Here is a 20307-nt window from a genome sequence, read left to right as displayed (position 1 = left end):
CCCTGGTAAAATTCAAAATACAATAATGAGAACGATTATGATTTTGATCGTGATTATCGTTACCTGCTACGCCTTACGCAATAGCCAGATAAAGTACGGGGCACCGCAGAGCGTGGCCAACAGCCCGGCGGGGATCTGGAACGGGAAGAGAATACTGCGGCCCAGCCAGTCGGCCACCAGCATCAGACCTGCGCCTAGCGCTATCGCCACCACGAGCTGAGGCACCGCGCGGCGGAAGCCGAGCATTCTTGCCATATGGGGAGCCATAAGACCGACAAAACTCAGCGGCCCGACGCATAACGTTGCGGCAGCAACTAATCCGGCTGCAAGGACCAAAATGCTGATACGCGAGCGGCTCAGGGCCACGCCAAGCGCCTGCGCGGCTTCGCCTCCCAGCGGCAGAATAGTCAGCCAGCGACGCACCAGCGGCGTAAGCCCTATCAGCACCAGCGCCATGCCGCCGCTCACCAAAGCCTGTTGCCCGGTGACTTTCCAGGTAGAGCCGGATAGCCACGTCAGCACCGCGCCGCTGCGAGGATCGCCGCTGGCCAGGTACAGCGTAAGCAGCGTGGCGAATACCGTACTCAGCGCAACGCCGGTCAGCAGCAGCCGGCCCGGTGCCAGCCCCGTTCGGGCTAAAACGAGCATCGCCAGCAGCGTGAGCGTCGCCCCGGCAAAACCAGCCGGAAGCTGCCACGCGCTTACGTCTCCGGGGACAAGAAACGTCAATAACACGATGGCGCAGGCCGCCCCGGAACTTACGCCCAGCACTTCGGGGCTGGCCATAGGATTACCGGTCATTTTCTGCACCAGCGTTCCGGCCGCCGCAAGCATTGCCCCGGCGGCAATCGCCGACAGCACGCGCGGCCAGCGCCACTGCCACATTTCCTGTAAGCCCACAAACCAGCCCGCGCTTTCTCGCCCCACGCCCAGCGCCAGTAAGGCGACCAGCAGTAAAGCAGCACACATCAGCAGCACGGTGCCGGGTGACAGTCGGCGTTCCGCGGCAATACTGGCATCCTGAGTGGCGGCAAGCCGCTGATGGCGCAGGCGAGGTAATAGCCACAGCATTAACGGCGCACCGACCAGCGCCGTCACCGCCCCGGTCGGCAGCTCCTGCCAGTGGCTGCCAAGCCAGATAACCAGTTGATCGCTCAAGAGCAGCAACAGGGCTCCGGTCGCCATGGAAGCCAGAAGCTTAGGCAGCAGGCGCCTTACGCCAAACATCCCGGCCAAAACCGGGGCAAACAGGCCAATAAACCCGATAACGCCCACCACGCTGACCAGCATCGAACTCAGCAGCAGCGCCAGAAACAGCCCGCCCACTCTAACCAATGCCAGCTTCATGCCCAGCCCGCGCAATACCGTGTCATCTAATGCCAGCATGCCCAGGGGGCGAATCATCAATACGATGAGTACCAGCCCGGCCAGCAGCCTTGGCCAGAGAAACTCCACGCCCGCCCAGTCATACTGGTTCAGCATCCCGCTGCTCCAGATAAACAGGTTTTGCAGGCGTTCATGATTGAACAGTACGAGGAAGCTTTTCACCGCGCCGCAATACAGTCCCAGCACAAGCCCGGCAAGGATCAGCGTGACCGGCGACATACGCTTGCCCCAGGCGGCACCCAGCACAATGCTGCCTACGACCATTGCGCCTGCCAGCGCCGCAAGCTGCCTGCCGGTTTCCCCTGCCCCCGCCAGAAAAAGCGTCGCAAGGGTCAGGCCCAGCTGCGCCCCGGCCGCAACGCCCAGGGTTGCCGGTTCGGCCAGAGGGTTACGCAGGATATGCTGAAACAGACAGCCGGCCAGCGCCAGCCCGGCACCGGTGAGCAGCGCCAGCGTTGTTCGCGGCAGCAGGCTGTAATGAAAAAGCATCTGCGAAACATCGGTGACCTGCGGTAGGGTTATCGCCTGCCACCAAAGGCCTGCGGGCAGCATTTGCTGAAAGTTGTAGCCGGTCAAAAACAGCGTGAAGGCACAGAGTAAAAGAAGGATTATGCGCACAGTGCCTCCGGCAAGAGCTGGCAGAAACGCAGCGCCGAGAAACTGCCGCCGTAAAACCATACCGCAGGCAGCAGATGCAGCTGCCCGTCACGAACAAAGGGCATCACCTGCCATAGCGCAGATTTCGCCACCGTTTTCACCGGATCGTCGTCGCCATGCATAAAACACAGCGCCGTGACATTCTCCAGCCTGACCAGCGTTTCAATCCCCACCACGGCACTCCCCCAGGCATTGGTTTTCCCGTCCCAGGCATTGCGCATCCCCAGCCGCTCCAGCAAATCATTGAACAGGCTGCTGCGGCCAAAAATCATCACCCGGCGGCTATCGAGAAACGAGAACATCACCAGCGGCCTCGGGTCAGACGGGAGTTTTTCACGCGTGGAAGCAATGCCCTGGTGAAGCTGTGCCAGATGCTCGACAGCCTGTTGCTCGCGCCCCAGGAACTGCCCGAGCCTGATTAAATCTTTCTCCAGCAGCGCCAACGGGCGCCCGCTGGCGTCATTGAACGCCGTCGACCAGCAGGGAGCGATTGGCTTTAAGTCTGACTCGGCGGGGCCAAAACCTTTGGAGATTAGAAATAGCGAAGGGTTGAGGCGCTGCATTAATTCGCGGTTAGGCTCGTTTCGCAGCCCAACGTCAACGACGGTATCAGGCAGCTTTGGCTCCCCAACCCAGCGGTGATAATTGCGTTTATCGGCGATAGCCAGCGGCATGATGCCGAGCGCCAGCAGCATTTCGACCGGCCGCCACTCCAGGGCAATAATACGGCTTGGGTCAAAACGCTGCGCCTGGGCGCGGCCCGGAAAAATTGTGGCCAGAGGCAGTAAAGCGGAAAGCGCCAGCAAACGCCGACGGCTGAGAGAAACGTCCATATAAATAGCAATAGTTATCGTTCTAATTAAGTTTTACGTATTATGCCGCCGCCCGCCGACAACGCAATCAAAAACTCAGCCGATAGCCACCGCTCGTTCTACGGAAAAATCAGCTGCAAACGCCTCAGACCCACAGCAGGCAATCAGCCATTCGCCGCAGGTAATATGCTGCAAATGCAGGTTCGACGGGCAAAGCGTTTCCAGCGGGAGCGACAGCTCCGGTATTTGCCAGACCGTCCCGCCCCGCTGCTTCACGACCGCTTCGTGGGCCGTCCACAAACGCCAGAATGCCGTCAGCTGCTGCGCTTCAGGCAGCCCTTCCAGCCAGTCATTAAGCGCCGGGGAAAAACTGTGCTTCGCCACCGCCTGCCAGCGCTTACGCGGGCGCAGCAGCTCCATGTCGCAGCCAACGGGCTTGTTGCCCGTCAGTACCGCAACGGCGTCGGCGCTGTTAGAAATATTGAATTCAGGCAGATACGGGTGCCAGGGTTTACCGTGAGAACCGTTTTGCAGCGGCGGCAAAGCGCCGTTATCCAGCAGCTGCGCTAAAAGCACTCGCCCGGCAAGCCATGCAGAGCGGCGCGCGCCCTGTGGCGCCATAGCGATCAGCGCCTCCGACAGCCAGCGCTCCACGGATTGCGGATCGCAAAGGTGCCCTACTCTCCCCACGGCAAGCCGGTAATGTGCATCAGAAGACAAAGCGTTTGCGCTCTTCCGGGGTAAGTTTGTGGGGTTCTGGCTGATAATGGCTGAAGGTTATCTCCGTCGAGTCCTCCTCAACGTCGTGAAGCTCAACACGATCGAGAGACTTCTCGCCATAAAGCGTTATGGAGCGGAACAGTCCGCTAAGCGTTTCATCAGAGGGAATCAACACCAGCCGCCATTTCCCCTGTCCGAGATCGGAAAATTCACTGATGAAGTCTTTCTCCAGCGTTTTACGGTCGATATAAAACAGCGTGCGCAACAGCTGGTTGAACTGGAACATTTGCGGGTTACTCTGTGCCGTAATGGCCTGAGGAGGCTGGTTACCCATCACCTGCACCATGCGGTTATCGCCCACGATCAGCCGCATCGGGAAAGGCTGACGCTGCTGCCACCACAGCCCTTTATTCTTCGCTACCACGACTCGCCCGCTGGAATGCAGCGGCTGGGCCATGCCTTTTATCTGGCGCTCCTGCTCAAACTGAGCCCGCATAACGGGCGCAGCGGCAAAACGCTTTTGGATTTCATCCAGCGTCACCGCGCCGGTCGCCTGAGCCACCAGCAGAAGAGAGAGAAGCAAACTTTTTTTCACAGCACTAGCCCTATACCCTGAATCTAAATCGACGTGGGCTAGTTTACTCTGCAACGTGGTCTGAAACCAAAAGGAGAAGGCCCGTCGGTGAAACGGGCCAGGAGACTATTGATAAGTCACGTGCAAAACGGCGGTTTTGTGCTGTGAGTCGAGATACTGCACGCGGGTTTGCATCGTGCTGTCGTTATGCACGGTTACGCCATCAAGGGAACTAAGGGCCACGGTTTGGGTGACAGGTTTGCCTTTTTCGGTACAGGTCATTGCAACACTGGAACTTGCAGGCGCCCACTGACAGCCGCCTTCTACTATTTCACCCCGAAAATGGATAATGCCAGAGGAAGCGGCCTGGGATAACGGCGTAACCGCCACGCTCAGCGCCAGACAAAGCAAATACTTCGTATAAATTGCTTTCACGTTCATTACTCCTCGATTGCTGTCGTCCCTGAAGGTTATCGGCAGAAAATCAAAGATAATTAAACAGTGATCGATGTTTTTTATTCTTGCAATACCTCCGTCACATATATTTATTCTTCGTCAAGGTTTGCCCGGCTCTCGCCACTGCTGTTCAAGGTGAAATGCTTTCCCGTCGCTCAACGTGACGGTCACCGTAACGCTGTCGCCGGGGTCAATGTTCAGACTGAGCTGCGACAGCGCGACCTCTTCGTGGGCTTTGATGAACAGTTCACTGCTTTGACGGCTGGTGCTTTGCCCGGACGTCCCGCTTTTATTGGCCACCAGCGTCATTGTGCACTGGCAATCTGCGGCAAGCGTGGCCACGGGCGTAATGGTGTAAATGTTCTCCTGCTGCCGGGTATTAAACGTCAGCTGGCTTGAAAGCGCGGCAAGCAACACCAGGGTATGCATACGACCTCCAAAGAAAAACAGGGCCTGAGGCCCTGTTTACACGGCTGCCTGGCTGTCTTAATACTGAGAAGCCGTGGCGTGGTTGCCGTTACCGAACTGGGTGACTGAAACCAGCGAACTTGATGCCGTCTGGTTAACCACCGCGCCGTTGTTGGTCCCGAACTGCTGAACGTCGATCTGCGCGTTTTTACCGTTCCACTGGCTGATAGTGGCGTTATTACCATAGCCGTCCTGCAGCAATTTAATATCGCTGCTGTCGGAACCCTGGCCAACTTTTGCCCCGTTTACGGTGCCCAGCTGTTTAATATCCGTCTTCGAATAGAAAGCATTCGACTGCAGTGCTGTGGCGTTATTACCGTTACCTTGCTGATATATTTTCAAGGTTGAGTGCTGAGCCTGCTGTGGGTACGTAGCCATTGCACCTGCGGAAACAACCAATGCTGCTAATGCTGCAACTTTGAAAAGATTCATACTAAAACCCCCATCGGATTGATAGTTTCAGCCCAAATGTTTTGCTTATCGCTGAATAACACGAATCGCCATTTGTGACTGGTTTTGCACAACAACTGCTGACTTCTGGGTACCGTATTGGGTAATGTTTGCTTTGTTACCAGCACCTCGCTGGATAATAAGAGCGGCATTACCAAATGAATCCTGCTTTATACTCGCATCGTTGGCGACGCCCTCTTGCGAGATATAAGCAAGGTTATAACTACCTGATTGATCGATGTTTGCCCGGTTACCCGAGCCGCTCTGTGCTATCTCAGATAATTGCCGCTGACCTCGCTGAGTCACCTCCGCATTATTATTACTGCCGTACTGGCCAACAATCGCCGTTTGATTAAATTGAGGATTACTCAATTCATTTACGGCGAAATTGTATTCGGAGACGGCAAGATCGTTCCTCTGGGCCAGGCCGTACTGAGACAGCCCCATAAACAATATCATTAACAGCCAATATTTTTTCATTCTGTCACCTTGAACCTAATAACGCCGGAACATTATGACGCGTAATGCAGTAATTATTTATAACGAACCAATGGTAATTTGTTATTGCTCCGTTACGGAAATGAGTATGTTACGGCAGGCATCTTAAATATCTCATGCACGTGTGGTATTTTGCATTATCCAATTCACACCAAAGTATTAATACGGAATCAAATACACTAATCCCTTCATTGCAACTACCTGATCCAGGGATCGGATAATCATTAGCGTACTTATTTAAAGTCGCCTTTACGGTCACTGACTTAGCACAACTTAGGCGATGCTTAGCCAGTTTATGAAAAACCTTCGTCACCAGGCATGGTTTTATTAAGCGAAGCGGGTGAATACTGGAAACGCTGTTTTTAAAAATATGAGAGGCGTTAACAAAATCAAATCACTAAGAATAAAAACATTAAAATTCAACAAAGTAGACTGACAAAAGAAAAAATAATGACTATACAATCAATTCTTAAAGTACAACTTTAGGCTTAAATCTAAATAGATAAAAAATCACATGGAAACATTTTAATATCCACAGAAACATTTGGTTACATAGTTAACACTTGCTTTAAAATGTCTAATCGCTAAATTGAAAACAGATAGTAAGACTTTAGTTAAAAATCCCTTTGCGACCGAAAACCATTATTTCGGCGATTAAAAACATTTAACACACAGCACTGTCGCGAATCTCGATATCTCAGGGAGAATTAATTTCCATTAATTCAAACGGTAGCGACAAAAACCAGGTGGAGTTTCATCATGTATAATGAAGTCCATGCCCTACAGGGCCCTACGTTATTGTTAATTACGAAACCCTCTCTCCAGGCTTCAGCTTTATTACAACATCTACGCGCCTCGTTAGAAATAAATGGGCGGGTTCACAATATTCAACGTCCACTGGATGACTTCGCCAGTAATGTTCTGATTTTATTTGATATGGCGGAAACGGATAAGAAGATCATCCTGTTTTGGCAGGAAAAATTAAGCCGTAAAAACAGTCAGATAAAATTACTGCTGCTCAACACGCCGGAAGAATATCCTTTCAGAGAGATCGAGAACTGGCCGCATATCAACGGCGTATTTTATTTTGCGACCGAAGAGCCCAAAGTCGTTGAGGGGCTGCGTGGGGTCCTGGAAGGAGAGTGCTACTTCTCGCAGAAGCTGGCCAGCTATCTCATCAGCCATTCCGGAAATTATCGTTTTAATAGCACCGAATCCTCACGCTTAACGCAGCGCGAAAAGGAAATCCTGAACAAGCTGCGCGTGGGCTCCTCGAACATTGAAATCGCCCGCTCGCTGTTTATCAGTGAGAACACGGTCAAAACGCACCTGTATAACCTGTTCAGAAAAATAGCCGTCAAAAACCGCACCCAGGCGGTTTCCTGGGCAAACGATAACCTTCGGCGATAAACACCATGAAACGCTCAGCCATTTTTTTCCTGGCGGCCTGCTGGTGCGCGATGAACAGCGTTCACGCCGAAGAAGTCGAGATCCCCGGGCTGCTGACGGACCATACCGTCACTTCGGTAGGCCACAGTTTCTACCGCGCCTTCAGCGATAAATGGGAAAGCAGCTATACCGGCAATTTAACCATCAACGAGCGCCCCAGCGCCCGCTGGGGGAGCTGGATAACCATTACCGCCGGCCAGGACGTTGTTTATCAGGCTTTTCTTTACCCCACAAAACGCGACTTCGACAAAAACGTTGAGGTGGCACTGGTCCATACCGATGAGGCGCTTAAACGCAGGCTGATTGATAAGCAATTATTGAGCACCAGCGATTTAACCCATGACGAATTCTAGGAGACGATGATGCGTATCTCTCATGCCGTTCTGCCCTTGCTGCTCTTTACGCCGCTGGCCTGGGGCGGAAATATGGTTTTCCAGTTTGTTAACCCTAACTTCGGCGGTAACCCCAATAACGGTGCCTATTTGTTAAATTCGGCCCAGGCACAAAACTCTTACAAAGATCCCAGCTACAGCAGCGATCTTGGAATTCAAATGCCCAGCGCGCTGGATAATTTCACCCAGGCGCTGCAGTCACAGGTGCTGGGCGGCCTGTTAACCAATATCAATACCGGGAAGCCGGGGCGCATGGTCACCAATGATTTCATCGTCGATATCGCCAATACCGACGGTCAACTTCAGCTCAACGTAACCGACCGTAAAACCGGCAAAACCTCGACGATTCAGGTCTCAGGCCTGCAGGCGAATTCCACGAATTTTTAGTGGCTTAAAATCATAAAACCTCTTCAAGGATAAACATTATGCAGCGCTTACTTCTGATTGTGGCGGTGTGTTTATTAAGTGGTTGTTTAACGGCTCCGCCAAAAGAGGCCGCTAAACCGACGTTACTGCCCCGCGCACAAAGCTATCTCGACCTGACGCATCTGCCAGAGGCAAAAGGAAAGCTTTATGTTTCGGTCTATAACATTCAGGACGAAACGGGCCAGTTCAAGCCCTACCCCGCCAGTAACTTTTCTACCGCCGTGCCGCAAAGCGCAACGTCTATGCTGGTCACCGCGCTGAAGGATTCCCGCTGGTTCATTCCGCTTGAACGTCAGGGGCTGCAAAACCTGCTTAACGAACGCAAAATTATCCGCGCCGCGCAGGAAAACGGCACAGTGGCGGATAATAATCGAGCCCCGCTGCACTCGCTGATGGCGGCAAATGTGATGATTGAAGGGTCGATTATTGGCTACGAAAGCAACGTGAAGTCCGGCGGGGCGGGCGCACGTTACTTTGGCATTGGCGCGGACACGCAGTATCAGCTTGACCAGATAGCCGTGAACCTGAGGGTCGTCGACGTCAGCACCGGGGAAGTCATGTCGTCGGTCAACACCAGCAAAACGATTCTCTCGTACGAAGTGCAGGCTGGAGTCTTCCGGTTTATTGATTACCAGCGCCTGCTGGAAGGTGAAATAGGCTATACCAGCAACGAGCCGGTAATGCTGTGCCTGATGTCCGCCATTGAAACCGGCGTTATCTATCTGATTAACGATGGCATCGACCGTGGGCTGTGGGATCTGCAAAACCCTGCCGATATTAACAACCCGGTGCTGGTGAAGTATAAAGAGCTCTCTACGCCGCCGGCCTCCTGATGACCGTTTCTCGCGAATAAAAAAACCAGCTTTCGCTGGTTTTTTATTCGCTAAGCAATGAGCCTGCTTTCGGTTTGAGCTTCTCTCGTCTTGCCGCCAGCCACAGCCCACTGTTTTTCATTGCGAAGCCGAAGACCAGGCCCAGCAGTAGCGAAGGCACCACGATATGCCACTCCCCCTGATTCGCAAAGGTTGCGCAGGCGCCGATAAAAGTGCCGGGGACAAACGAAAGTAAAATATGGCGAGCCTGAATACACATCAGGAATGCCACCACGCCGGTCATGATATAGCCGAGGATTTCAGCATGCGGCGCCAGCGCGCTGCCGTGAATAATCACCAGCGCCCAAAGCACGCCGCTGCACAGGGTACACAGAGAAATAAAAAGCCCCTTCATACCGCCCTGCGGACAGGCAAAATAGGCGGTACAGCCGAGGAAACCGGCCCAGCCCAACAGGCCGAGACTCACCGCAACCCAGCCCCAGAGGCCAGAGAGAATACCGGTGGTGATTGCAAGTGGAATAAGTGTCTTCATGGCGCCGTATCATAGCAGAGGCTTAGCCTCTCACTACGATCTGGCGCACATTTTTTGTAAATCAAAAATCAGCGTTGCAGTTTAATTGTGACTCAAATCACAATTATTCCTCTTCTGATTCCTGCAGCTCATCGCGCATGGCCTGCAGCGCTTCACGGCTGATCGCCGCCAGCGTGCGGTAGAACGGCGTTGTGGCATGGGCTTCAACTTTGCCGAGGAACGTCCCGCACCACGGCATCAGGTACTCATCAAACAGCGTCACCTGCGCCTCAAACTCATCCTCCTGGGACTGGTCCTCAAGCCAGGAAGCCGCCAGCAGCAGCGTCCCGAAATGGTCAGCAGGTGACTCGCCCAGCGGCATTCCACGCTGTTTCAGGAACTGACGCACTTCCCCTTCGTCACTGCCCTCTTCCCAGGCCGAGCGGAAAGGCGGCACGCTGCACTTTTCACCCACGAACAGCGCGTTAAAGTCCGCCGCCAGCAGCTGCGGGTCGCAGTTGTGCTGCAAACGCCCCAGCAGCTCATCCTGCTCCAGTGGCCAGCTTGCCGCCAGCTTCCCTTCACGGATCAGCGTAAACAAAGGCACCAGCAGAGGATCCTGCGGCTGGCGATAAAATAGCGATCCGAGTACGCGGCAAATAATTGAAAACTCATTCATGACTGGCTCTATCCATTACGGGTGTTAATTACAGTGTGGCAAATTCGGCAATTGGCGCCATGCCCCGAGCTTCAAGGAAGCCCAGCAGGCGCTGCGGAGAAACGTTCAGGATCCGCTCTTCCGGGAAATTGATTTCATCGAGGATTTTGCGGCACTCGCTAAAATCACCCAGCGTAAAGGCGGTGTGGGAGTCCGACCCTAAGGCCAGCCAGCCGCCAGCATCACGCACGGCTTCAGCAATGGCGCGGCAGTTTGGGCCGCTGCCGATGCGAGAGTGGGTAAACGAAGAGTTGTTCAACTCAAGGGCGACGTTATATTTCGCCGCCGCCGCCGCAACGGCCGGGATATCAATTTCGAATTTAGGGTTACCCGGATGGCTGATGATATGCACGTCACCGTTCGCCATCGTCGCGATCATCGCTTCGGTATGGGTAGCTTTATCTTTTGGCGGGAAGACCGGCTCGTGGAAGCCGGCAATGATCAAATCCAGCGCGTCGAGCATCGGCCCAGTGCAGTCTATTTCGCCTGCGGTGTTTTTAATATTCGATTCAATACCGCGCAAAATGCCGACGCCGTCGACCAGCCGTGGCCAGATACGCATATTAATAAAGTGCCAGTAATGCGGCGCATCCGCCATGTCCGGGCCGTGATCGGTAATAGCAAACAGCCTGATGCCCTTGCTCTTCGCAACGGCAATATAATCATGGAGGGTACTGTAGGCGTGGGTGCTGGCAACGGTATGCATATGCAGGTCAACGGGATACATGGTTTTCTCCTTTTCTATTTTAGCTAAGGATACCAGCAATCCATGACAATTTTTAGCCTGCCTGCAAGAACAGCTAGCCCGGCAAAAGCCGGGCTTCCTGCTTAATAGCCGTGCTGAAGAGAGACTTCACCGGAGACAGATTCCCCGTTTTCTAGCTGGGTAATGGTCTTTGCGATATAGGCAATGGCCTCGTCAGGACGAGTGACCGCGGCCACGTGCGGCGTAATTGCCACGCCAGGATGCGCCCAAAGCGGGCTGTTCTCCGGCAGCGGCTCTTTAGAGAAGACGTCCAGCATCGCGCCTTTAAGCTGCCCGGAATCTAACGCCGCCAGCAGATCGGCTTCAACCAGGTGCACGCCGCGCGCAAGATTTATCACGTAAGCTTCTTTAGCCAGCTGGCCCAAAAGCTCACGGTTGATAATGCCGACGGTTTGCGGCGTATTCGGCAGCAGGTTTATCAGCACTCGGGTGCCGTGCAGAAAATCAGGTAGCGCTTCGCCACCGGCAAAACTCTGTACGCCTGGAAGATCTTTTTTGCTGCGGCTCCAGCAGCGAACCGGGAAGCCCCAGGCCACGAGGCTTTCAGCCACTTTACCGCCAAGCACGCCCGCGCCGAGGATCCCAATGGTGAAATCCTCACGCCGATAATCTTCCAGTGGCTGCCATTGCCCCTGCTGCTTTTGTCGCTGGTAGTCGTCAAAACGACGGAACCAGTGCAACACCTGGCTGACAGCGTACTCCTGCATCTGCAGCCCCATGCCCGTATCTTCCAGGCGGAACAGCGGCACGCCGTCCGGCAGCATGTCCGGGTGAGCCTGAAGTTTACTGAGAATAGCGTCAACGCCGGCCCCCAGCGCGAAAACGCCCTTGAGCCCTTTACGGCCGCTAAGCATTTCCACCGGCGGGTGCCATACCAGTGCGTAATCGGCGGGCTGCTGGTCCCCCTGCCTCCACTGGCGGACTCGCGCCTGCGGCAGGGCTTGCTGAAGGCGATTCAGCCAATACTCTGTGTCAAAAGTGGGGTGATGAAAAATAATGTCCATACTGCCTCCTTTTTTTCTTAGGCTTACGCGAATCGGGATGTCATGCAAGCCCTGATGCAATAAAAAGCAGCATCTTGTGATGGTTTAAGAGTCAAGTTGGATGAAGTTTGGCTAAACGCACCAAAAACATGAAATTAGCATTGACGGCGAAGGCCATTTTCCCTAAATTAGCGCCCGTTCCAGCAGCGCTGGGGCGACAATACGGTGAGGTGTCCGAGTGGCTGAAGGAGCACGCCTGGAAAGTGTGTATACGGCAACGTATCGAGGGTTCGAACCCCTCTCTCACCGCCACATTTAAAGAAAAGCTCGCATGCAAATGCGGGCTTTTTTTTCGCATATTGCTCACGACAGAGAGTGGGTGAGAATCCTCGACAGGGTTCGACCAAACGGCAGGACAGCCGTTTGGTACCGCCTCCGGCGACCCGCAGGGCGAGCGCCATGGACGGCGCGAGTAAGCCCCTCCCTCACCGCCATATTTTATGAGAGAGCCTGAACTCACGTTCAGGCTTTTTTATTGCCCATAACCCGACGAGGGACGGATGAGAACCCTCGACCGGGTTCGACCAAACGGCAGGCTAGCGGGATAATTTTCCTCCTCCCGCCCGGAAGGATTTGCCCGGCGGGAGCTTTTTTCCGATGAATTTGCCTTAAAACCGCCCTAACCGCTCAGACCTTAACCGAACGTGGCATAATCCATAAATTAGGCTTGACCGAAGAGGGCTGACTCCCTATAGTAGCGCCCCGTTGCCCACCTAAGGTGAGCAGCAAGACAATACGGTGAGGTGTCCGAGTGGCTGAAGGAGCACGCCTGGAAAGTGTGTATACGGCAACGTATCGAGGGTTCGAACCCCTCTCTCACCGCCACATTTGAAGAAGAGCTCGCATGCAAATGCGGGCTTTTTTTCGCATATTGCTCACGACAGAGAGTGGGTGAGAATCCTCGACAGGGTTCGACCAAACGGCAGGACAGCCGTTTGGTACCGCCTCCGGCGACCCGCAGGGCGAGCGCCATGGACGGCGCGAGTAAGCCCCTCTCTCACCGCCACATTTAAAGAAGAGCTCGCATGCAAATGCGGGCTTTTTTTTCGCATATTACTCACGGCAGAGAGTGGGTGAGAATCCTCGACAGGGTTCGACCAAACGGCAGGACAGCCGTTTGGTACCGCCTCCGGCGACCCGCAGCGCGAGCGCCATGGACGGCGCGAGTAAGCCCCTCTCTCACCGCCACATTTAAAGAAGAGCTCGCATGCAAATGCGGGCTTTTTTTCGCATATTGCAGGCCTCCCATCGCTATTTTTTACGCTGGAATTTCTCAGGTAACGGCGGCACCGGACGGCGGTCGTCAATCAAATGAAGCATGGTCAGAATCGGATGATGAAACAGCATTCGTGGGCCAGCCCAGCGCATCACCTGCTTCATCTCTTCACGTTTTGCAGGCTGATAGCAGTGGATTGGGCAATGCTTGCAGGCGGGTTTTTCTTCGCCAAAGGCGCAGCGTTCCAGCCTTTTGGCGGCATACTCATAAAGCCGCTGGTAGTGGCCTGGCCCGGCGCTGGCGGAGGGATTCTGGCGCTCATAGAGAGTGAGCATTTTAGCGATGGTTTGCTTCTCGCGCTGAAGACGTTTTCCGGACATGGGCAGTACCTGATTGACCGGTAAATCGCACGGCCAATGATTGTCGATAAGATGCAATAATAATACACCTTATCGACAGCGGGCCGAAGGGAGAATTGGGGTTAGAGGTCGCGGAAGGTGCCCAGACGGTAGCCTCGTTCGGCAAGAGCGTACTTCAGCGCCGCAGAGGTCAGCACCTCCAACTCCGCCAGACGCGGGTAGCAGTAGTTGCTTTTCAGCAGCGTATTATCCACAAATGACGGGTGGCACATCACCTCAAGCGAGGCTTCCTGGCGCTGCGCAGAAGCATCCACGCTCTCCAGCAGCAGGCTTTCAGATATCGCATCACCGTAAAACTCGCTGGTAAACCCTTGGGTAGAACGCACGCCGGTCAGCGAAATGTTGTCCCGGGCGGCGGCATCGCGATCCACGCGTAGCGGGATCCCTTTCGCCTTAGCAAACGCGGCCACGATAGGAAAAATCTCCGGGATCATGTGCACGTGATGGTGGCTATCAAGGTGGGTCGGCTCAATGCCAAAAATATCAATAAAACGCTGATACTGGCTTTCAAGCTCGCGCCCGATCTCGTCCAGGTCCAGCTGACCCTGTTCCGCCATTTCCCAGATCCCTTTGCCCAGCACGCCGGTCCCACGAGTCAGCACCGGCATCCCGGTCAGCGGCTGGCCCAGCGTCAACACGAAGTGCATACCTACGCCCAGACCCGGATAACGAGCGCACAGCCCGGCGGCGTGTTTAATGGCTTCGGCATTAACCAGCGCGGTGGTCGACGTCACCACACCGTGGTGAAACGCTTCGATAATGCCGTAGTTTTGCGCCTTGCTCAGGCCAAAGTCATCGGCATTAATAATCAGTAAGCGGTCCATAGCATCCCTCTTGAGTGGCCCTCCCCGTCCGGGGAGGGCAAGACATTAAGCCAGTTTTTCGATGGCTTTGGCAAAGTTTGGCAGATACGCTTTATGGGCAAGCAGCATCTCTTTGGCAATCACCTCAGCATCCTTGTCGGAATGGATAAGCGGGCTCAGGTTCAGCGCCAGCAGCACATCGTTAAATTCACCGCTCAACGCGGCCTGGCTCGCGGCCACTTCGAAGCCTTTGATGGTGTGAATAAGCCCCATCACTTTCTCGTCAAAATGGGTCACACGCGGGTGTGGTCTGGCACCATCGCGACCGATGATGCTGGTCGTCTCGATTGCCCAGTCGGCCGGAATGTTGTCCACGTGGCCGTGGTGCGGAATATTCACATAGTGCTCGGTCTGCTTATCATTGTAGATAGCGCTGATCACTTCGCATGCCGCGTCAGAGTAGTAAGCCCCGCCGCGCAGCTCCAGCTCTTTCGGCTTCACGTCAAGATTCGGGTCTTTGTACAGCTCAAACAGCTGTTTTTCGACCTTCTGTACCACGGAGGCGCGCGCCCCGCCCTTGTAGAACTCGCCCATTTCGATAGCCAGCATCTCTTTCTGCTTGAAGTAGTACAGCAGGTAGGAGCACGGCAGCAGGTTCAGGGAACGAATCAGCCCTTCGCTAAACGGCATATCGAAGATGTTTTTCACCGAGTTCGCGCTCAGCTTGCCGCTGGCTACGCCGTCCAGCAGTTCGGCAAAGCGAGATTCACCGTTCACCAGCACGTCTTTAATGAACACCATGTGGTTCAGGCCGAACAGATCGATGCCCAGGTCATCTTCCGGGGTCAGCTTCAGCACGTCGGTAATAAACATCTTCATGCCAACAGGAATGTTGCACACGCCGATGAATTTTTTGAAGTTGGTATGGCGGAATACCGCCTCGGTCACCATACCGGCCGGGTTGGTGAAGTTGATAACCCACGCATCCGGGCAGATTTCCTGCACGTCTTTGATGATGTCGAAAATGACCGGAATGGTACGCAGCCCTTTGAACAGGCCGCCCGCACCGTTGGTTTCCTGGCCGAGATAGCCGTGGCTCAGCGGAATACGCTCATCCAGCTCACGCGCTTTCAGCTGGCCAACGCGCAGCTGGGTGGTCACGAAATCTGCATCTTTCAGCGCTTCGCGGCGGTCGAGGCTCTTGTGTACCGTCATCGGCACACCGGCGTGCTCAATCATGCGCTGGCAAAGATTAAAAATAATATCCTGCTTCTCTTTCCCGGCTTCGACATCCACCAGCCAAAGTTCGGTGATCGGTAATTCGTGGTAGCGCTTAATAAAGCCTTCGAGTAACTCTGGGGTATAGCTGCTGCCGCCACCGATAGTAACAACTTTTAATTTCTTAGTCATATAGGCTCCCGTACGGCGCCCGGCGCCGTATTTAGAAAATTGAATAAGTTAATAAAAACTCAATATTGACAGTGGTAGTTAATCAGCACCTTAATTAATGCTGTACAATTTCTTCCGATAACTGTTTGGCGTAAAAGAAGTCACTTTCTTAAAGTTCTTAATAAACATGCTGGGGCTGCTATAACCAGATTCGAAGGCAATATCGGTTACCGAAGCGTTAGTGATTTCCAGCTGTTTCTTGGCAAAGTTGATGCGGATTTCATTAATAATCTGCATCGGCGTCTTGCCATAATAGCGCTGCGTGGCGCGCGTTAAATATTCCTGCGACTTACCCGAAAGCGCGACCATGTTTAATAAGGCCTTATCGCCAAAACGCATTTTGTCATGCATCCCTTCAACGGTGGATTTTAACCACAGCGGAATATCATCCTGATTTTCCGACTCACGATAATGGCGCAGTCGATTCACGACATAAAAGCTCACCATTTCGAGAAACTCGTTAAATTCCCCTTCGCGGAAATTAAACGAGGCAATCACCGACTCCATAAACGTCAGGAATTCATCCTTAATCTGATACACCTGAGAGGCCACCAGATGGGACGGCAGCAGCGGCATATAATGCTGCTCAAAGAACTGCTGGCTGATACCTACGTTAAACAACCGGGTCGCACCAAACTCGTAAAAACTCTGATGGTGGGAACCGACGGGAATAAAGACAAAATCGCCTCGCTCCATCAGCACACGCTTACCGTTAATTTCCTGGTAATAGCGCCCGGTCAACACAATGGTAAATTCGTAGTAGTCGTGCTGATGCAGCCCGCTCACGCTCTCTTCTTTGGTGTAGATAAACGCATGGAAACACTTGCCGTTAAACAGCTGGCTTTCACGAACAATGTTGATTTCCATATTGTCTATCTCTGGCTGCATATGCTGACCTGCTACTTGTCCATTTTCTCGTGTAATTCAATCAGCTCGGTCACCAGCTCGCGAGCCAGCATCGAGGTCATCAGGTGGTCCTGAGCGTGTACCAGCACCAGGCTGACTTTGGTTTTGCCTTCGCCCTGGTCGCCTTCAATCAGCTTAGTCTGCACCAGATGCGCTTCGTTCAGCGCGGTCCGGGACTGATCCATCATCTCTTTAGCCCCGGCGAAGTCACCCTGCTTGGCCTTTTTCAGCGCACCGTAAGCCAGGCTACGGGCCTGTCCAGAGTTGATGATTAAGCCCATCACCACTTCTTCGAGATCGTCCACTTCTACTTCAGTTTCAACGACGTTGTCTAAATCAAACATAATATTGCTCCCCGGATTCTGAAAATGGGGGAGGCATTCCCTCCCCCTTTGAACTTAGAATTTCAATGCGTTAGCGATATCTTCTTCGCTTTCTTCTTCTTCAATAACCGCCTGTGCCTTGTTGGACAGGATAACGAACGGCATGTACACCAGCGTGGCGACACCCAGGTTGAACAACGCCACCAGCAGAGCAGCGACGCTGCCGTTACTGTTGAAGAAGGCGCCCAGGCCGGTAGGCATGGTCCACGGAGCCAGGTTGGTGACCGGCGGGATAATGCCCATGGAGTACGCAATCAGGGTGATGGCAGCCAGAATCGGCTGTACCGCAACGAACGGGATGAACATCACCGGGTTCATGATGATCGGCAGACCAAACAGAATCGGTTCGTTAATCTGGAAGATGCCTGACGGCAGCGCCAGCTTAGCCACCTGACGGTGATCGGCACGGCGAGAACCGATGAAGATAGCGATAATCAGACCCAGCGTCGCACCAGAACCACCCAGCAGGATGTAGGAGTCGAGCATTGGTTTCGCCCAGAAGTGGAACTGTTTGCCCGCTTCGATAGCGGCTTCTACAGAACCGTACTGCTGGTACAGCGCCACGTTTTCCAGCGCCCATGGGGTCATGATGCCGTTATCCAGTGCGGTAAGCGCCAGAGAACCATGAACACCGAAGAACCACAGCAGGGAGTTGAAAATTACGTACGCCCAGCCAACCACGCTACCCATTGACGCCAGAGGAGTCGAAATGGAGTCCATGATGATCTGGTGGAAGTTGCTGCCGTAGTGAGACAGCGCCCAGGAGATGATCCCGAAGATAGACAGAATCAGGAAGCCTGGAATTAACGCCGAGAATGAACGCGCCACCGAGGTCGGCACGCTATCCGGCAGGGTAATAACCCAGTTTTTACGTATAACAAAGGTGAACAGCTCGGCGACCACCAGACCGATAATTATACCGGAAATAATGTTCTGGCCGCCTAACCAGTTAGCGCCCACGGCATAGGCTTCGCCCACGCTATAAGGCGTAACGGTCATAAAGGCTGCTACGGATAATAAACCCGCCGCGAGAGGATCGACCTTCCTTTCTTCAGCTAACGCCATACCAATGAAAAAAGGCGCCATCAGCGACATAATGCCCAACGTACCGTTGTACACGTTGCCGCCGATAGCTTTAAACCCATTCAGGGTTTCAATGGTCTCGGGGTCTAAACGGATGCCTAACGAGTAGAAAAATGATCCTGCGCCGAAGCTCAGGAATACGTTGTTAATCAGAACAAACATTGCCCCGGTTAGGGTTAATGGCATTAATTTAATAAAACCATTTTTAATGGCATTAACGTGAGGCTGCTTTCCTATTTTTACAGCAAAAGGCAGGAGAACCTTCTCAAGTGAATCAATGACTTTACTCATATTATAAATATCCTTGAAAGCCGTAATTATTATTACGGCTGTAGGTGTAAGTCGCTCTTTGACGGAAAATTAAACAAAACAAGAATAAAAAATTAACTCTCGGCCGCTGCTTTCTTAATTGCTGCCACAGCCGCTTTCAACACACCCAGCCCATCGACTTTACCGTACAGAGCAGAATCGATAACTTCTACAGGCTTGGTGGGCAACAATTTCTTGATATCTGCCTGCATGTAGGCAATTTGTGGCCCGAGTAAAACGAGGTCCGCGTGCTTCCCTTTCTCGCTGGCTAAAGACTCAGAGAAAGCTTCAATTTCTACCGGAACTTCATACTTTTCGGCCTGCGCTCGCATTTTGGTCACTAACAGCGAGGTTGACATCCCAGCGGAGCAGAACAGGTAAATTTTTTTCTTTTGCATAAGTTGTTCCTCAAGTCTCAATACGCTGTAACGGACTTCCGTGACGTATTGTTGCTGTTCCAAAGCGGGTTTGTGGGGCGAGACTATTGTCTCTGCTTGAGGAAAGTATACGGCATGGTTTCCCTTGAGAGATAATTCCTGGCTCTCATAAATTGTCTCTCCTTGACCTGGTGTTATGACCCCCTTCACAGTTTGGCCAAATAATTCGCGCAAATAAAAAAGCCCAAACCGAAGTTTGGGCTTTTCACTAAATTGTTGAAGACCGTCAGTCGTAGGCGTTCAGCGTGCGCTGGCAGAGGGCCGAACGCACACAATCCTGTTTACCGAAGCGAACAACGCCGACCATTTCATCTTCTTCGAAACGGTTTAGTGCATCACTTAAACCGGACGGCACGCCTGCGGGTAAGTCACACTGCGTGATATCGCCATTGACGATAACCGTCACGTTTTCCCCGAGGCGGGTGAGGAACATTTTCATTTGCGCTGCGGTGACATTCTGCGCCTCATCCAGAATAACCACGGCATTTTCAAAAGTACGTCCGCGCATATAGGCGAACGGCGCAATCTCAACCTTACCAATTTCAGGCCGCAGGCAATACTGCATAAAAGACGACCCTAAACGTCGCACCAGGATGTCATACACCGGGCGGAAATACGGGGCGAACTTCTCTGAAATATCACCGGGGAGGAAGCCGAGATCTTCATCGGCCTGCAGCACCGGACGGGTAACGATAATCCTGTCGACATCCTTATGTATCAGGGCCTCAGCGGCTTTCGCTGCGCTGATAAACGTCTTGCCACAGCCGGCTTCGCCGGTAGCAAAAATCAGCTGCTTTTTCTCGATAGCATTAAGATAGTGCGCCTGAGCTTCATTACGCGCTTCGATAGGTGAATGGTCGCGGCTGTCGCGAGCCATGCCTATCGATTCTACGCCGCTCATCTGCACAAGCGTGGTGACCGATTCCTCTTCACGCTGCCGGTGGCTACGTGAATCCCGTCTCAGCACACGTTTTGCTTCGCGACGAGCTTTGATCACAGCTTTCTGTCTTCCCATGGATGGCACCTTACAGTTGGTTTCATTGCCCGCGCCGACAGGACAGGCGCGATTATGCTCACTAACGGATGAGGTTTGGCTTCCTTGTAAGCCATTAACTGCCGGTTGAGAGGGTGCATTAAGCGAAC

Annotated in this window: 24 protein-coding genes and 2 tRNA genes; 6 read left to right on the top strand and 20 right to left on the bottom strand. The window is 53.4% G+C overall.

Features of this window, described 5'->3' with window-relative positions:
* Positions 1-66: 66 nt before the first annotated feature.
* The 8 genes from fhuB to csgB all read right to left on the bottom strand — a co-directional run bounded on the left by fhuB (position 67) and on the right by csgB (position 6003).
* On the bottom strand, positions 67-2064 hold the full coding sequence (fhuB, locus tag ACE38U_RS12230) for a Fe(3+)-hydroxamate ABC transporter permease FhuB (RefSeq protein ID WP_375529826.1): 1998 nt from the start codon (positions 2062-2064) through the stop codon (positions 67-69).
* Positions 1995-2876 carry a Fe(3+)-hydroxamate ABC transporter substrate-binding protein FhuD gene (fhuD, locus tag ACE38U_RS12225; protein ID WP_375529825.1) on the bottom strand — a complete coding sequence of 294 codons (882 nt, stop codon included), beginning with the start codon at positions 2874-2876 and terminating at the stop codon, positions 1995-1997. The genes fhuB and fhuD overlap by 70 nt, the downstream gene beginning before the upstream one ends.
* Before the next feature lie 75 nt (positions 2877-2951).
* Entirely contained in the window at positions 2952-3575 is a 624-nt protein-coding gene (locus ACE38U_RS12220) for a 4'-phosphopantetheinyl transferase superfamily protein (RefSeq protein WP_375529824.1), read from the bottom strand.
* Complete coding sequence (locus ACE38U_RS12215; protein ID WP_375529823.1) at positions 3565-4170, bottom strand: outer membrane lipoprotein carrier protein LolA; 606 nt, start codon at positions 4168-4170, stop codon at positions 3565-3567. Before ACE38U_RS12215 ends, ACE38U_RS12220 begins: the two co-directional genes overlap by 11 nt.
* A 105-nt stretch (positions 4171-4275) precedes the next feature.
* Positions 4276-4584 carry a YmdA family protein gene (locus ACE38U_RS12210; protein WP_038482776.1) on the bottom strand — a complete coding sequence of 103 codons (309 nt, stop codon included), beginning with the start codon at positions 4582-4584 and terminating at the stop codon, positions 4276-4278.
* Positions 4585-4704: 120 nt separating this feature from the next.
* Positions 4705-5034 carry a curli assembly chaperone CsgC gene (gene csgC / locus ACE38U_RS12205; protein WP_176983340.1) on the bottom strand — a complete coding sequence of 110 codons (330 nt, stop codon included), beginning with the start codon at positions 5032-5034 and terminating at the stop codon, positions 4705-4707.
* A 57-nt stretch (positions 5035-5091) separates the two neighbouring features.
* Positions 5092-5505 (bottom strand): curli major subunit CsgA, encoded by a 414-nt coding sequence (gene csgA / locus ACE38U_RS12200; protein WP_038473771.1) that lies wholly within the window; start codon positions 5503-5505, stop codon positions 5092-5094.
* Between the two features lie 45 nt (positions 5506-5550).
* A complete protein-coding gene (csgB, locus tag ACE38U_RS12195) occupies positions 5551-6003 on the bottom strand; it encodes a curli minor subunit CsgB (protein WP_375529822.1) in 453 nt (150 codons plus the stop codon).
* A gap of 777 nt (positions 6004-6780) precedes the next feature.
* Here csgB and csgD point away from each other — a divergent pair.
* The 4 genes from csgD to csgG are packed head-to-tail and all read left to right on the top strand — an operon-like array spanning position 6781 to position 9121.
* Positions 6781-7431 carry a biofilm master transcriptional regulator CsgD gene (gene csgD, locus ACE38U_RS12190; RefSeq protein ID WP_375529821.1) on the top strand — a complete coding sequence of 217 codons (651 nt, stop codon included), beginning with the start codon at positions 6781-6783 and terminating at the stop codon, positions 7429-7431.
* 5 nt (positions 7432-7436) lie between these two features.
* Positions 7437-7823: a curli production assembly/transport protein CsgE gene (csgE, locus tag ACE38U_RS12185; protein WP_038473780.1), complete on the top strand. Its 387-nt coding sequence runs from the start codon at positions 7437-7439 to the stop codon at positions 7821-7823.
* Between the two features lie 9 nt (positions 7824-7832).
* Positions 7833-8249: a curli production assembly/transport protein CsgF gene (gene csgF, locus ACE38U_RS12180; RefSeq protein ID WP_038473783.1), complete on the top strand. Its 417-nt coding sequence runs from the start codon at positions 7833-7835 to the stop codon at positions 8247-8249.
* Positions 8250-8287: 38 nt separating this feature from the next.
* The gene (csgG, locus tag ACE38U_RS12175) at positions 8288-9121 is read left to right on the top strand and encodes a curli production assembly/transport protein CsgG (protein WP_038473786.1); all 834 of its coding nucleotides are present in this window, start codon (positions 8288-8290) and stop codon (positions 9119-9121) included.
* 43 nt (positions 9122-9164) lie between these two features.
* On the opposite strand, the gene ACE38U_RS12170 is transcribed toward csgG, so the two are convergent.
* From ACE38U_RS12170 to ghrA, 4 genes are all read right to left on the bottom strand, one after another.
* The gene (locus tag ACE38U_RS12170; RefSeq protein ID WP_375529820.1) at positions 9165-9653 is read right to left on the bottom strand and encodes a DUF1097 domain-containing protein; all 489 of its coding nucleotides are present in this window, start codon (positions 9651-9653) and stop codon (positions 9165-9167) included.
* Between the two features lie 103 nt (positions 9654-9756).
* A complete protein-coding gene (locus ACE38U_RS12165; protein ID WP_038473792.1) occupies positions 9757-10311 on the bottom strand; it encodes a TorD/DmsD family molecular chaperone in 555 nt (184 codons plus the stop codon).
* A gap of 28 nt (positions 10312-10339) precedes the next feature.
* Positions 10340-11077 (bottom strand): phosphatase, encoded by a 738-nt coding sequence (locus ACE38U_RS12160; protein ID WP_038473795.1) that lies wholly within the window; start codon positions 11075-11077, stop codon positions 10340-10342.
* Positions 11078-11178: 101 nt separating this feature from the next.
* Complete coding sequence (gene ghrA, locus ACE38U_RS12155) at positions 11179-12120, bottom strand: glyoxylate/hydroxypyruvate reductase GhrA (RefSeq protein WP_375529819.1); 942 nt, start codon at positions 12118-12120, stop codon at positions 11179-11181.
* Positions 12121-12323: 203 nt separating this feature from the next.
* Between ghrA and ACE38U_RS12150 the strand changes: the two genes are divergently transcribed.
* Positions 12324-12411, top strand: a tRNA-Ser gene (locus ACE38U_RS12150).
* A gap of 485 nt (positions 12412-12896) precedes the next feature.
* A tRNA-Ser gene (locus tag ACE38U_RS12145) sits at positions 12897-12984 on the top strand.
* 426 nt (positions 12985-13410) lie between these two features.
* Here ACE38U_RS12145 and ACE38U_RS12140 read toward each other — a convergent pair.
* The 8 genes from ACE38U_RS12140 to phoH all read right to left on the bottom strand — a co-directional run bounded on the left by ACE38U_RS12140 (position 13411) and on the right by phoH (position 20179).
* Positions 13411-13755 (bottom strand): nitrous oxide-stimulated promoter family protein, encoded by a 345-nt coding sequence (locus tag ACE38U_RS12140; protein ID WP_038473801.1) that lies wholly within the window; start codon positions 13753-13755, stop codon positions 13411-13413.
* Between the two features lie 101 nt (positions 13756-13856).
* Positions 13857-14618, bottom strand: coding sequence for a chitin disaccharide deacetylase (chbG, locus tag ACE38U_RS12135; RefSeq protein ID WP_375529818.1), 762 nt, complete (start codon positions 14616-14618; stop codon positions 13857-13859).
* Positions 14619-14663: 45 nt separating this feature from the next.
* The gene (locus ACE38U_RS12130) at positions 14664-16007 is read right to left on the bottom strand and encodes a 6-phospho-beta-glucosidase (RefSeq protein WP_038473808.1); all 1344 of its coding nucleotides are present in this window, start codon (positions 16005-16007) and stop codon (positions 14664-14666) included.
* Between the two features lie 90 nt (positions 16008-16097).
* The gene (gene chbR / locus ACE38U_RS12125; protein WP_038473811.1) at positions 16098-16934 is read right to left on the bottom strand and encodes a transcriptional regulator ChbR; all 837 of its coding nucleotides are present in this window, start codon (positions 16932-16934) and stop codon (positions 16098-16100) included.
* An 11-nt stretch (positions 16935-16945) separates the two neighbouring features.
* Positions 16946-17296 (bottom strand): PTS N,N'-diacetylchitobiose transporter subunit IIA, encoded by a 351-nt coding sequence (chbA, locus tag ACE38U_RS12120; protein ID WP_008455638.1) that lies wholly within the window; start codon positions 17294-17296, stop codon positions 16946-16948.
* 54 nt (positions 17297-17350) lie between these two features.
* Entirely contained in the window at positions 17351-18709 is a 1359-nt protein-coding gene (chbC, locus tag ACE38U_RS12115) for a PTS N,N'-diacetylchitobiose transporter subunit IIC (RefSeq protein WP_375529817.1), read from the bottom strand.
* Positions 18710-18801: 92 nt separating this feature from the next.
* Positions 18802-19125, bottom strand: coding sequence for a PTS sugar transporter subunit IIB (locus tag ACE38U_RS12110; RefSeq protein ID WP_008455640.1), 324 nt, complete (start codon positions 19123-19125; stop codon positions 18802-18804).
* 265 nt (positions 19126-19390) lie between these two features.
* Positions 19391-20179, bottom strand: coding sequence for a phosphate starvation-inducible protein PhoH (phoH, locus tag ACE38U_RS12105; protein WP_016535779.1), 789 nt, complete (start codon positions 20177-20179; stop codon positions 19391-19393).
* Positions 20180-20307: the final 128 nt, after the last annotated feature.

The organism is Cedecea selenatireducens (assembly GCF_042138895.1).
Classification (GTDB): Bacteria; Pseudomonadota; Gammaproteobacteria; order Enterobacterales; family Enterobacteriaceae; genus Cedecea; species Cedecea selenatireducens.
The sequence above is the reverse complement of the archived record's forward strand: the minus strand, read 5'-3'. Positions and strand labels throughout refer to the sequence as shown.

Bases quoted from the DNA above. Each gene is read 5' to 3' on its own strand.
- fhuB (WP_375529826.1), bottom strand. From the start codon at position 2,064: ATGGTTTTACGGCGGCAGTTTCTCGGCGCTGCGTTTCTGCCAGCTCTT.
- fhuD (WP_375529825.1), bottom strand. From the start codon at position 2,876: ATGGACGTTTCTCTCAGCCGTCGGCGTTTGCTGGCGCTTTCCGCTTTA.
- csgC (WP_176983340.1), bottom strand. From the start codon at position 5,034: ATGCATACCCTGGTGTTGCTTGCCGCGCTTTCAAGCCAGCTGACGTTT.
- csgA (WP_038473771.1), bottom strand. From the start codon at position 5,505: ATGAATCTTTTCAAAGTTGCAGCATTAGCAGCATTGGTTGTTTCCGCA.
- csgB (WP_375529822.1), bottom strand. From the start codon at position 6,003: ATGAAAAAATATTGGCTGTTAATGATATTGTTTATGGGGCTGTCTCAG.
- csgD (WP_375529821.1), top strand. From the start codon at position 6,781: ATGTATAATGAAGTCCATGCCCTACAGGGCCCTACGTTATTGTTAATT.
- csgE (WP_038473780.1), top strand. From the start codon at position 7,437: ATGAAACGCTCAGCCATTTTTTTCCTGGCGGCCTGCTGGTGCGCGATG.
- csgF (WP_038473783.1), top strand. From the start codon at position 7,833: ATGCGTATCTCTCATGCCGTTCTGCCCTTGCTGCTCTTTACGCCGCTG.
- csgG (WP_038473786.1), top strand. From the start codon at position 8,288: ATGCAGCGCTTACTTCTGATTGTGGCGGTGTGTTTATTAAGTGGTTGT.
- ACE38U_RS12170 (WP_375529820.1), bottom strand. From the start codon at position 9,653: ATGAAGACACTTATTCCACTTGCAATCACCACCGGTATTCTCTCTGGC.
- ACE38U_RS12165 (WP_038473792.1), bottom strand. From the start codon at position 10,311: ATGAATGAGTTTTCAATTATTTGCCGCGTACTCGGATCGCTATTTTAT.
- ACE38U_RS12160 (WP_038473795.1), bottom strand. From the start codon at position 11,077: ATGTATCCCGTTGACCTGCATATGCATACCGTTGCCAGCACCCACGCC.
- ghrA (WP_375529819.1), bottom strand. From the start codon at position 12,120: ATGGACATTATTTTTCATCACCCCACTTTTGACACAGAGTATTGGCTG.
- ACE38U_RS12140 (WP_038473801.1), bottom strand. From the start codon at position 13,755: ATGTCCGGAAAACGTCTTCAGCGCGAGAAGCAAACCATCGCTAAAATG.
- chbG (WP_375529818.1), bottom strand. From the start codon at position 14,618: ATGGACCGCTTACTGATTATTAATGCCGATGACTTTGGCCTGAGCAAG.
- ACE38U_RS12130 (WP_038473808.1), bottom strand. From the start codon at position 16,007: ATGACTAAGAAATTAAAAGTTGTTACTATCGGTGGCGGCAGCAGCTAT.
- chbR (WP_038473811.1), bottom strand. From the start codon at position 16,934: ATGCAGCCAGAGATAGACAATATGGAAATCAACATTGTTCGTGAAAGC.
- chbA (WP_008455638.1), bottom strand. From the start codon at position 17,296: ATGTTTGATTTAGACAACGTCGTTGAAACTGAAGTAGAAGTGGACGAT.
- chbC (WP_375529817.1), bottom strand. From the start codon at position 18,709: ATGAGTAAAGTCATTGATTCACTTGAGAAGGTTCTCCTGCCTTTTGCT.
- ACE38U_RS12110 (WP_008455640.1), bottom strand. From the start codon at position 19,125: ATGCAAAAGAAAAAAATTTACCTGTTCTGCTCCGCTGGGATGTCAACC.
- phoH (WP_016535779.1), bottom strand. From the start codon at position 20,179: ATGGGAAGACAGAAAGCTGTGATCAAAGCTCGTCGCGAAGCAAAACGT.